This is a genomic window from Allobosea sp., from assembly GCF_036675845.1.
Classification (GTDB): domain Bacteria; phylum Pseudomonadota; class Alphaproteobacteria; order Rhizobiales; family Beijerinckiaceae; genus Allobosea.
In genome coordinates, this window is the sequence record NZ_JAKFED010000131.1 from 1 (window position 1) to 10,873 (window position 10,873).

14 protein-coding genes are annotated in these 10,873 nt (G+C 68.4%); 2 read left to right on the forward strand and 12 right to left on the reverse strand.

Annotated features, from left to right (window positions below; translation table 11 throughout):
* The 10 genes from V6M56_RS13690 to V6M56_RS13735 form a co-directional block, all read right to left on the reverse strand.
* Window positions 1-127, reverse strand: a 127-nt coding sequence (locus V6M56_RS13690; protein WP_332684572.1) for a hypothetical protein, incomplete at its 3' end; no start/stop codon positions are given.
* 225 nt (window positions 128-352) lie between these two features.
* Complete coding sequence (locus tag V6M56_RS13695; RefSeq protein ID WP_332684548.1) at window positions 353-637, reverse strand: GIY-YIG nuclease family protein; 285 nt, start codon at window positions 635-637, stop codon at window positions 353-355.
* Window positions 638-760: 123 nt separating this feature from the next.
* Window positions 761-1,591, reverse strand: coding sequence for a twin-arginine translocase subunit TatC (gene tatC / locus V6M56_RS13700; protein WP_332684549.1), 831 nt, complete (start codon window positions 1,589-1,591; stop codon window positions 761-763).
* The gene (gene tatB / locus V6M56_RS13705; protein WP_332684551.1) at window positions 1,588-2,133 is read right to left on the reverse strand and encodes a Sec-independent protein translocase protein TatB; all 546 of its coding nucleotides are present in this window, start codon (window positions 2,131-2,133) and stop codon (window positions 1,588-1,590) included. The genes tatC and tatB overlap by 4 nt, the downstream gene beginning before the upstream one ends.
* 282 nt (window positions 2,134-2,415) lie before the next feature.
* A complete protein-coding gene (locus V6M56_RS13710; RefSeq protein WP_332684553.1) occupies window positions 2,416-2,655 on the reverse strand; it encodes a twin-arginine translocase TatA/TatE family subunit in 240 nt (79 codons plus the stop codon).
* A gap of 66 nt (window positions 2,656-2,721) precedes the next feature.
* Window positions 2,722-3,834 (reverse strand): ABC transporter ATP-binding protein, encoded by a 1,113-nt coding sequence (locus tag V6M56_RS13715; RefSeq protein ID WP_332684554.1) that lies wholly within the window; start codon window positions 3,832-3,834, stop codon window positions 2,722-2,724.
* A 162-nt stretch (window positions 3,835-3,996) separates the two neighbouring features.
* Window positions 3,997-4,704, reverse strand: coding sequence for an SMC-Scp complex subunit ScpB (gene scpB / locus V6M56_RS13720; RefSeq protein ID WP_332684555.1), 708 nt, complete (start codon window positions 4,702-4,704; stop codon window positions 3,997-3,999).
* Between the two features lie 13 nt (window positions 4,705-4,717).
* Complete coding sequence (locus V6M56_RS13725) at window positions 4,718-5,536, reverse strand: segregation and condensation protein A (RefSeq protein WP_332684558.1); 819 nt, start codon at window positions 5,534-5,536, stop codon at window positions 4,718-4,720.
* A gap of 68 nt (window positions 5,537-5,604) precedes the next feature.
* Window positions 5,605-6,618 (reverse strand): beta-N-acetylhexosaminidase, encoded by a 1,014-nt coding sequence (gene nagZ, locus V6M56_RS13730; RefSeq protein WP_332684561.1) that lies wholly within the window; start codon window positions 6,616-6,618, stop codon window positions 5,605-5,607.
* 150 nt (window positions 6,619-6,768) lie between these two features.
* Window positions 6,769-7,863 carry a TRAP transporter substrate-binding protein gene (locus V6M56_RS13735; RefSeq protein ID WP_332684563.1) on the reverse strand — a complete coding sequence of 365 codons (1,095 nt, stop codon included), beginning with the start codon at window positions 7,861-7,863 and terminating at the stop codon, window positions 6,769-6,771.
* 249 nt (window positions 7,864-8,112) lie between these two features.
* On the opposite strand from V6M56_RS13735, the gene V6M56_RS13740 reads away from it, so the two are divergent.
* Window positions 8,113-8,727 (forward strand): dioxygenase family protein, encoded by a 615-nt coding sequence (locus V6M56_RS13740; RefSeq protein ID WP_332684565.1) that lies wholly within the window; start codon window positions 8,113-8,115, stop codon window positions 8,725-8,727.
* A gap of 10 nt (window positions 8,728-8,737) precedes the next feature.
* Window positions 8,738-9,409, forward strand: a complete 672-nt coding sequence (locus V6M56_RS13745) for a dioxygenase family protein (protein WP_332684567.1) — start codon at window positions 8,738-8,740, stop codon at window positions 9,407-9,409.
* Window positions 9,410-9,417: 8 nt separating this feature from the next.
* Here V6M56_RS13745 and V6M56_RS13750 read toward each other — a convergent pair whose 3' ends face one another.
* On the reverse strand, window positions 9,418-10,356 hold the full coding sequence (locus V6M56_RS13750) for an arginase family protein (protein ID WP_332684569.1): 939 nt from the start codon (window positions 10,354-10,356) through the stop codon (window positions 9,418-9,420).
* A 170-nt stretch (window positions 10,357-10,526) separates the two neighbouring features.
* Window positions 10,527-10,873: SPOR domain-containing protein (locus tag V6M56_RS13755; protein WP_332684571.1), on the reverse strand; the 347-nt coding region annotated here is incomplete at its 5' end.

A 10,873-nucleotide genomic window follows, 5' to 3' on the forward strand; every position in this document is an offset into this window, starting at 1 on the left:
TGGCGATGGCCGCACGGCGCGTATCGTCGAGCCCGAGCAGGGACGACGACAGCGGCTCCAGCCCGCGCCGCTTCAGCCCCCGGTCGAACGCTTCCGCGTTCTCGCGAATCCATTTGATGTCGTACATCGCCAATCACGCCGTTAATCGAAATCGCGTGATGCTGTAGACCGGGACGGCAAGCGAGGGAACTGCCATCCTTGCAACGCACAGTGCTCACTTCACCCGCGCCGTCATCCTGGGCAAGCCGCGTAGCGGCGTAGCTCCGGGATCCATCGTAGGACTCAGGAGCTCTACGATGGATCCCGGGACTTCGCTGCGCGAAGCCCAGGATGACGGCGGGGTACAGTCCCATCAATCCAGATGAATCGTATCGTAAAGGTCGCGCCAATCGGGATTGGCCAGTTCGATCAGCGCGATCTTCCGCTCTCGCCGCCAGCGCTTCATCAGCTTCTCCTGCGCGATCGCCTCATCGGCGCGCTCGAAGCGCTCGGCGTAGACGAGATGGGTGACACCATATTTCCGGGCGAAGTCCGAGCCCCTGCCCTCGCGATGCTCAGCCATGCGTCGGCTCAGGCTATTGGTCACTCCGACATAGAGCGTGCCATTCCAGCCGCTCGCCATGATGTAGACCCACATGGCGCGGTCACATCCTCCACCGTCATCCTGGGCGAGCGTAGCTCGTCCCGGGAACCGTCTCTACGATGGATTCCGGAGCTGCGCCGCTGACGCGGCTTGTCCAGGATGACCGGCGGCGGGACGCTACTCCTCCGCCGCCTCTTCCGCCGCCTTCGTCGCCGCGCGCTTCTTCTCGACATGGCGCACCGAGAACACCGAGAGCTCGTAGAGCAGCAGCATCGGCACGGCGAGCATCAGCTGCGAGATCACGTCCGGCGGGGTCAGCACGGCCGCGACCACGAAGACGAAGACGATGGCGTAGCGGCGCTTCTCCTTGAGGAACTGCGAGGTGATGATCCCGGCCTGGCCGAGCAGGGTCAGGATCACCGGCAGCTGGAAGGAGATGCCGAAGGCGAAGATCAGCGTCATGATCAGCGAGAGATATTCGCTGACCTTGGGCAGCAGCTGGATGCCGGCCTGGCCTTCGCTCGCCGCCTGCTGCATGCCGATGGAGAATTTCATCAGCACCGGCATGGCGAAGAAATAGACCATCGCCGCGCCGAGCACGAAGAAGATCGGCGTCGCCGCGAGATAGGGCGCGAAGGCCTGGCGCTCGTTCCTGTACAGCCCGGGCGCGACGAATTTGTAAATCTGCGTCGCGATCACCGGGAAGGCGAAGAAGCCGGCGCCGAAGGCAGCGATCTTGATCTGGGTGAAGAGGTATTCGAGCGGCGCCGTGTAGATCAGCTGCACATTGGCGCCCGGCCCCGCCGCCCAGACATAGGGCTGCACCAGGATATTGTAGATATGCGTCGCGAAGGCGAAGCAGACGAAGAACATGATCAGGAAGGCGACCAGCGACTTGATCAGCCGGGTGCGCAATTCGATCAGATGGTCGATCAGCGGCGCGCGCGAGGCCTCGATCTCGTCCTCGCCCTCGCGTCCCGAAGGCGTCTTCACCTCGGCCAGACTCATGCCGGGCTCCCGTCTTCGGCCTGGGCGGCCTTGGCCTTGCGCTTGCGGGCGGGCTTGGCGGCCGGCTGCTCGGCCAGCGCTGCTGGCTCGGCTTCGCTGGCGGCCACGGTCGCCACGGTCTTGCGCCGGCGCTTGGGCTTCTCTTCAGGCGCCGGAGCGGCGACGGCCGCCGGCTCGATCACGATCTCGGGCAGCGGTTCCGGCCCCGGCAGCGCCGCGAGCTTGGCCTCGGCCTCCTTCAGCGCCGTGTCGTCCGGCTTGGGCGCCTCCGGCGCGCCGAAATCCTTCATCGGCTCGATCGGGTCGAAATTGGTCGAGGCCTGCACCGAGGTGCCGATATCCTCGACCTGCTTCTTCAGGTCGTGCAGCTCGGCCTCGCGCATCGCGTCGTTGAACTGGCCCTGGAATTCGGACGCCATGCGTCGCACCTTGCCGATCGCCTGCCCGGCGGTGCGCAGCGCGCTCGGCAATTCCTTGGGGCCGATCACGATGAGCGCGACGCCCCCGATCAGCAGTAATTCGCTCCAGGCGATGTCGAACATCGACGGCCAGTCCTCTCGCCACCCTCGCCGCTCTAGAGCAGGATGCGAAAAAGTGGAAACCGGTTTTTTGCAAGAATCCTGCTCTAACCTTTCGGTGAGAGACGGATTCAGATGTCAGATGGGATCATTCCATGATTCCATCTGACATCATCCGGCTCTAGAGCATGCGCCGCAAAAGGGGAAACCACTTTTGCGGCCGGCGCTGCTCAAGATCTTGATCCGGCGCGAATTCCCTCCGCCCGGCCGATCCAGCCGAACGGAAAGTGCGCCGGCGGCGCGCCGTCAGGCCTTGGTTTCAGCCTTGGCGGGAGCGGGGTTCGCCGTCTGGGCGTTGTGGTCGATCACCTTGGGATCGGCCGGCGGTGCGCTGGCTTCGGGCGCATCGTCCTCGGCCATGCCCTTCTTGAACGACTTGATGCCCTTCGCGACGTCGCCCATCAGCTCCGAGACCTTGCCGCGGCCGAAGAGCAGCATGACGATGACACCGACGACGACCCAGTGCCAGATACTGACGCCACCCATGGCAAATCCTCCGAAATTGAACCCAGCCTCCGACTTCCCAGCCGGGCCAGTCGCTTGTGCCGGAACCTAGGTGTCCCACGCAGGGAACACAAGGACTTCGTCGGTCGGGATATCGAGGCCGACATCCTCGCCCTCGCGCACCGAACCCGGCTGCGGGAAGCGGACCGTCAGCGGCTTGTCGAGCCCGTCGACCGCGATCTCGAGATGGTCGACCTCGCCGAGGAAGCGACGCGTCACCACCCGGCCGGGCAGGCAGAAGCCCTTGGGCACGAGCCGCACCCCTTGCGGACGGACGCAGACCACCGCCGCCGCGCCCTCGGCCAGCCCCTCGGCAGGAAAGCGGCCAAGCGGCGTATCGACGGCGCCGCCGGCGACGATGCCGTCGATCTCGGTAAGATCGCAGAAAAATCGGGCGGCAAAGAGGCTGGCGGGCTTGCGGTAGAGCTCCTCGCCGGTGCCGGCCTGGACGATCCGCCCCTGGCGCATCAGCACGATCCGGTCGGCGATGCGCATCGCATCCTCCGGATCATGGGTGACGATGATCGAAGTCGCACCGATTTCGTCGAGCAGCGCCATGGTCTCGTCGCGCACCGTGTCGCGCAGGCGCCGGTCGAGATTGGAGAAGGGCTCGTCCATCAGGAGCACGCCAGGCCGCGGGGCCACCGCCCGCGCCAGCGCGACGCGCTGCTGCTCGCCGCCGGAGAGCATGTGGGGATAGGCTTCGGCGAGATCGGCGAGGCCGACGCGGGCGATGGCGCGCAACGCCGTCGCGTCGGCCTGCGCATCGCCATAGCCGCGCAGCCCGAAGCGGACATTCTCGCGGACGCTGAGATGCGGGAACAGGGCATAGTCCTGGAAGACCAGGCCGACCCCCCTCTCCTCCGGCTCGACGAAGGCGGCGGCCGAGGACACGTCCCGGCCCTCGAGCAGCACCCTGCCCGCGCTCGGCCGCTCGACGCCGGCGGCGAGCCTCAGCAGCGTCGTCTTGCCGCAGCCGGAATGCCCGAGCAGCGCGATGACCTCGCCCGGCGCAACCGTCAGCGAAACCTCCTCGAGCGCCGTCACGCCGCCGAATCGCTGCGTCACGCCCTCGAAGCCGAGCGAGACCGGGATGGCGGCCCCGGCCGTGCCGCGCCGCCCCCAGCCCAGCCAACGCGTAACGCCTTCACTGCGGGCCAAGGGGTGCTCCCAGACTAATGAAATCCACGAACCGTCATCCTGGGCTTCGCGCAGCGAAGTCCCGGGATCCATCGTAAAGCTCCGGAACTTTACGATGGATCCCGGAGCTGCGCCGCTACGCGGCTTGTCCAGGATGACGGAGCGGGTGTGGGGACCGCCCCGTCACTCATCCGCGCTGTGCGGCGCCTCGTCGCCGCCGTCAAGCGGGCTGAACAGGTCGCCGAGCGGGTCCTCGTCGGCGCGCAGGTCAGGATCGTCGTCCGGAATCGGCACCGAGAGGTCCTTCGACAGCCGTCCCTCGATGAAGCCGGCGCCCTTCAGTTCGTCGAGGCCGGGCAGGTCGTCGATGCGGTCGAGGCCGAAATGGTCGAGGAAGCCCGGCGTCGTGCCGAAGGTCACCGGCCGGCCCGGCGAGCGCCGCCGCCCGCGCAGGCGCACCCAGCCTGCCTCGAGCAGGATGTCGAGCGTGCCCTTGGCGGTGGCGACGCCGCGGATCTCCTCGATCTCGGCCCGCGTCACCGGCTGGTGATAGGCGATGATGGCGAGCGTCTCCAGCGCCGCGCGCGAGAGCTTGCGCGGCGGCTCGGCCTCGGGCGCGAGCAGATAGGCGAGATCGGGCGCGGTGCGGAAGGCAAAGCCGCCGGCGACGCGCTTCAGCGTCACGCCGCGCATCGCATAGGTCTGCTCCAGCTCCTCCAGCACCCGCTCGATCGGCACGTTCGCCGGCACCGATTTGGCGAGTTCCTCGGCGGAAAGCGGCTGCACCGAGGCGAATAGCAGCGCCTCGGCGATGCGGCAGGCCCGCGCCAGCGCCTCCGCCTCGTCCCAGCTCTCGTCGTCCTCGCCCCTCTCGGCTTCGGCCCAGGCCATGCAGGTCAGGTCCTCACAATCCGAGCGAAGGCGGCCGGGCCGAGCGCCGGCGGACATAGAGCGGCGCGAAGGCACCATCCTGGCGCAGGTCGAGCAACCCCTCGCGCACCATTTCCAGCATGGCGGAAAGCGACGACGCCTTCACCGTCGCAGTCATCGTCTGCGCCGGCATGCCGTGGCTCTGCATGTATTGTGCGAGATAGCCGTCGATCGCCGTCCAGTCGCCAGCCTCGCCGACGAGCCGCGCCAGCGCCTCGCGCGCCTCGACCAGCGACAGCACCTGGCGATGCCCGACGCTCATCGGCACGCGGGAGTGACGCTGGCGCTGCTGCGCATAGGCCGCCAGCAGGTCGTAGAGCTCGGCCTCCCAGACCGGGCGCGCGCCGGCCACGACCGCCTCCGGTGCGCCACGCGCGAAAACGTCGCGGCCGAGCCGCTCGCGCACCGCCAGCCGCTGCGCCGCGGCCCGGATCGCCTCCAGCCGCTTCAACCGCAAGGCCAGCGCGATGGCCAGGTCTGCGGCGCTCGGCTCCTCGCCCCTGGGCGGTTCCGGCAGGAGCAGCCGCGATTTCAGATAGGCGAGCCAGGCCGCCATCACGAGATAGTCGGCGGCAAGCTCGAGCCGCAGCTCCCGTGCCCGCTCGACGAAGACGAGATACTGCTCCGCCAGCGCCAGGATCGAGATGCGCGAAAGATCGACCTTCTGGCGCCGGGCGAGATCGAGCAGCAGGTCGAGCGGCCCTTCATAGCCGTCGACGTCGATCAGGAACGCCGGCTCGTCCACCGCGCGCTCGGGCGCGGCGCTCTCCTGGAAAGGCAGCTCAGCGGCCATCGATGGCCCATCCCCATATCAAGCGACGGCCCCATAGCCGCGCCACAACCCCGGGGCATAGACTCGGCCTATCTGCCGCCCAAGGCAAGGGCGCTCGCAAGCTGCGTGCGCGCCGCGTCCACATCGAGCGGCTCCGGCTCGTGGCGGATGCGCGCCAGCGCCATCGCCGCCCGGCGCGCCCGGTTGCCGGTCATCGCCGGCACGGCGCCGGCGACCGCGACCATCTCGTCCATGATGCCATGGCAGTGCAGCACGACATCGACACCGGCCCGGATCGCCGCCCGCGACTTTTCGGCGAAGCCGCCGGAGAGCGCCTTCATCGAGATGTCGTCGGTCATGATCAGCCCGTCATAGCCGAGCTCGCCGCGCATCACCTCCCTGACGATCCTGCGCGAGGTCGTCGCCGGATTGCGCTTGTCGAGCGCGGTGAAGACGACATGCGCCGTCATCGCCAGCGGCATGTCGGCGAGATGGCGGAACGGCGCGAAGTCGTGGGCCCGCAATTCCGCGAGGCTCGCCTCCACCACCGGCAGGTCGTGATGGCTGTCGGCCCCGGCCCGGCCATGGCCGGGCATGTGCTTGATGACCGGCAGCACGCCGCCGGCGATCAGCCCCTCCGCCGCGGCGCGGCCGAGTTTCGCCACCATGGCCGGCTCGCGCGCATAGGCGCGGTTGCCGATCACGTCATGGCTGCCCGCGACGGGCACGTCGAGCACCGGCAGGCAGTCGACATCGATGCCGAGCGTCTTCAGGTCATGCGCCATCAGCCGCGCCGAGAGCCGCACGATCTCGCGCTGCTGGACGGGATCGTTGATGGCGAGGAAGGCCAGCGCCGGCGGATAGGGCGGCCAGTGCGGCGGCCCCATGCGCTGCACGCGGCCGCCCTCCTGGTCGATCAGGATCGGCGCCTGCCAGCCGACGCATTCGCGCAGCGAGGCGGTCAGGGCCGCGACCTGGGCCGGGTCCTGGGTGTTGCGCCTGAACAGGATGAAGCCCCAGGGCTTCGCCTCGCGGAAGAAGGCGCGCTCGTCGGCGGTGAGGCTCGTGCCGAGGCAGCCGGCGATGAAGGCGCGGGAAGTCATGCTGTTGCGTTAGGTAGCCAAGCGAGCGCGGTCAAGCACCAGCCCTCCAGGCACCGGCCGTCATTGCGAGCAAAGCGAAGCAATCCAGGGGTCTCGCTCCGCCCCTGGATTGCTTCGGCGCAAAAGCCGCCTCGCAATGACGGAACACCCTCAGCGCAGTTGCTGCGCCGCCTGCGCGTTGAAGGCGTCGAAGGGCAGTTCGGCGACGCGGAACCAGAGCTGCTCCTTCTTCCAGTAGGGCAGGAAGGAATCCCAGAACGTCTTGAAGTTGGGATTGGTGGCGGCGAGCTCGGCATAGAGCGCGAAAGCCTCCTTGAAGGCCGCCTGCATCACGTCCTGCGGGAAGGCACGCAACTCGGCGCCGGAGCCGACCAGCCGGATCAGCGCATCCGGATTGCCATGGTCGTATTTCGCCATGCACAGTGCGTTGGCCTCGGCGCAGGCCGCCTCGACGATCGCCCGGTAATGCGGCGGCAGGGCGTTCCATTTCTCGAGGTTGGCGATGAAGCTGACATTGGCGCAGCCTTCCCAGAAGCCCGGGTAATAGTAGTATTTCGCCACCTTCTGGAAGCCGAGCTTCTCGTCGTCATAGGGGCCGGAGAATTCCGCCGCATCGAGCGTGCCGCGTTCCAGCGCCGGGTAGATGTCGCCGCCGCCCAGCGTCTGCGGCACCACGCCGAGCTTGCTCATGATCCGCCCGCCGAGGCCGGCGATCCGGAACTTCAACCCTTGCAGATCGGCCGCCGACTTGATCTCCTTGCGGAACCAGCCGCCCATCTGCGCCCCGGTATTGCCCGAGGGGACGGTGTGGACGTTGAACTTCTTCATGAACTCGCGGCAAAGCTCGAGCCCACCGCCGGAATAGAGCCAGGCATTCTGCTGGCGGGTGTTGAGGCCGAAAGGCAACGACGTCTCGAAGGCGAAGGCGGTATCCTTGCCGATATAGAAGCTCGCTAGCGTGTGGCTGCACTCGACGGTGCCGTTCTGCACCGCATCGAGCGCCTGCAGCGCCGGCACGATCTCGCCGGCAGCGAAGGTCTGGATCTGGAACTGGTTGTCGGTCGCCTCGGCGACGCGCTTGGCGACCTGCGTCGAGATGCCGAACAGCGTGTCGAGGCTTTTCGGATAGCTCGACGTCAGCCGCCAGCTGACCTTCGGCATCGACTGCGCCACGGCGGGCGCGGCGATGACGGCGCTGGCGGTCGCGCCCGCACCTGCCGACTTGATGAATTTGCGGCGATCCATGATTTTCCTCTCGGTTGCGAGCCATCGGCACCTGCGGGGCGCCGCTCGTCTGGGTGGCGCGAAGCTAGCGATGCCGCAGCAGGGACAAAACCGCGTGGCCGGAGGACCGGCATGCACCGGAGGCAGAGCGGCAAGCCCGACCGGCCGCGCCTGAAACCGCACGGTCCCGGCGCGGATAGCCGGGCGGAGGGGCTTGCCGAAAGCACCGGCAAGCGCTTCAATCAATCACCTAGCTCAATGGGTGAATGCGTGTCCGAATCTCAGAACGCACCGCTGCCGGCGACCAACGAGGACACCTGCGGCCCCTATTTCCCGATCCCGTTCTGCGACGGCGATCGCATGGACCTGGTCCAGCCCCACTTTGCCCTGGTCAACCGTGCCGGCGGCCGGCCGATCATCCTGCGCGGCCGCTTCCTCGACCTTTATGGCGACCTCGCCGCCGGCGTGCTCGTCGAGTTCTGGCAGGCCAATGCCGCCGGCCTCTACCGGACGCCGGCGACGGCCGGCCATCCCGACATCGACCCCTGGTTCGACGGCTATGCCCGCTGCCGGGCCAGTGATGGCCGGTTCGAGCTGCGCACGGTGATGCCCGGCGGAACCGTCTCGCAAGGCATGGCCCGCGCCCCGCACATCACGCTCACCCTGTTCTCGGACGGCATCGCCCGCATCGTCACGCAGGTCTTCTTCGCCGGTGAGGCAGGCAATGACACGGACCCGCTGCTGCTGTCGCTGCCGGAGCCCATGCGCGAGCGCCTGATCGCCCGCCATGACGGCCGTCGCGGCGATGGCGCCGAGGTCTACCAGATCGACATCGTCATGGCCGGGGAAGGCGAGACGCCGTTCTTCGACGATCTTTCAAGCTGAGGCAGCAGGCATGGACGGCAATGGCAGGCTCCTCGCGATCGGGCCGACGGACAACACCTCGCATCAGCGCACGCCGCGCCAGCCGCTGCGGCTGATTCCCGCCGCGGCGCGCGAATCCTTCGCGCCCTATTCGCGCCTCCAGCCCGGCCTTCTTCCGCAGGAGGCCGATATGACGCGCCTCGCGCCCGACCTGCCGCGCGCCGAGGGCACGCCGATCGAGGTGACGGGCACGGTCCGCGACGAGAACGGCCGGCCGCTGCGCGGCGTTCTCCTCGAGATCTGGAACGCCAACACGCATGGCCGCTACGGCCATGCCGAGGATCATTCCGGCCTGAAGCTCGACCCGTATTTCCTCGGGCTCGGCCGCGTCCTCACCGGCGATGACGGCAGCTACCGCTTCTGGACGATCAGGCCCGGCGCCTATCTCGCCCGGCCCGATATCGACCGCTGGCGCCCGAAGCACATCCATCTCTCGCTGCGCGGCGGCGGGGCTCGGCTGATCACCCAGATGTATTTCGCCGGCGATCCGCACAATGACCGCGATCCGATGCGGATCCTGATGGGCGATGCCTTCGAGCGGAACATCGGCAAGGAATATGCGCCGGCCCATGGCGACGTCGCCGGCGGCTATCGCTTCGACATCGTCGTCGGCGGCCGCAACGCCACCATGTTCGAGGATTAAGGCCGACCTCAGCGCCGGGCGCTTCTGGCGAGCAGCCCCGTCCCCAGCATGGCGAGGCGGCAGACGGTCCGCGTGCCGAGGCCGCCGACATCCTCCTCCGGCACGAACTCGACGATGTTGAAGCCGATGATCGGCGCGCGCGCCGCGACGCCGTTCAACAGCTCGACGATATCGCCATAGCCCGGGCCGCCCGGGGCGCGGCCGAGAACGCCCGGCACCACCGTCGGATCGAGACCGTCGACATCGAAGCAGACCACCACCGGGCGCCCCTCCGGCACGCATTGGACGGCGTGATCGATGCCCTTCGCCCTGAGCGTCCGCATGTCGATCAACTGCGCCCCGGCCGCCCGCGCATCGGCGACATCGGATGCCCGGGCACTGCCGATGCCGCGGGCGCCGACCTGCACGATCGACTTGACGCCGGCGAGCTCGGAGGCGCGCCGCATCGTGCTCGAAAGCCCGAAGCGCTCGCCCTCGACCTCGTCGCGCCAGTCGATATGCGCGTCGATCTGCAGGATGCTGATCTCGCCGAGTGCGGCGAACGCGCCCAGGACCGGAATCTGGACGCTGTCATCGCCGCCGAGCAGCAAGGGCGCGGCGCCACGATCGAGAAGCGTCGCGAAGATCGTCTCGATCCTCTTCCGATTGCTCGCGAAATCGGCGGCGCCGAAAGCGATGTCGCCGCAATCGACCAGCGTCTGCCCCGGCTGTGTCAGCGGCCCGCCGAGATCGAAATCGTAGTGCGAGCGCTTCGCGGCCTGGGACGCGCTCGCGCAGCGGATGGCCGCCGGCGCCGAGCCGCTATGGAGGCTGCCGGACGGATAGGGCGTCGCGCCGGGGATGCCGACCACCGCGACCGCACCCCGCGGCACGGCGTCGAAAGCGATGGCGTCACTGCCGAGGAAGGTGCCGCCCTCGGCGGGGCGAGAGATCGGATCGAGAGGCATGACAGGCGGGCCGCATGGTTGGAAGGAAGACCTCACCCTGCCTTGCAGCAGCGCGCGACGGAAGCGGCGTTGCTGCAAGGGCGCCAAGCGTGCGCTCGCGCCCCAAAACGAAAGCGCCGGCCGCGGTGTTCGCGGCCGGCGCTTCATGGATCGACGGCGATGCCGTTAGTTCAGTTCTTGGCGATGAAGCACTGGCCGCCGGCGGCCTGCAGCGCGGTGCACATCGTCGCGGCGTCCTCGCGCGAATAGGGCCCGACACGCAGCCGGTAGACGGTCTTGCCGCCGGCCAGTTCGGTCCTGCGCACGATCGGGGTCTGGCCGCTGAGCTGGCTCGGATATTTGCGCTGCAGGGCCGAGAAGGTCGCACGCGCAGCCGCCTCGCTGCCCGGCGCCGCGAGTTGCACGGCATAGCCGCCATCGGGATCGGCGCGCGGCACTGTCGGCGCGGAGGTGGCGGCCGGGGCCGGATCGAGCGACGCGGTGCGGGTCCGCGGCGAGGGCGTCGCGGCGGCCGGCG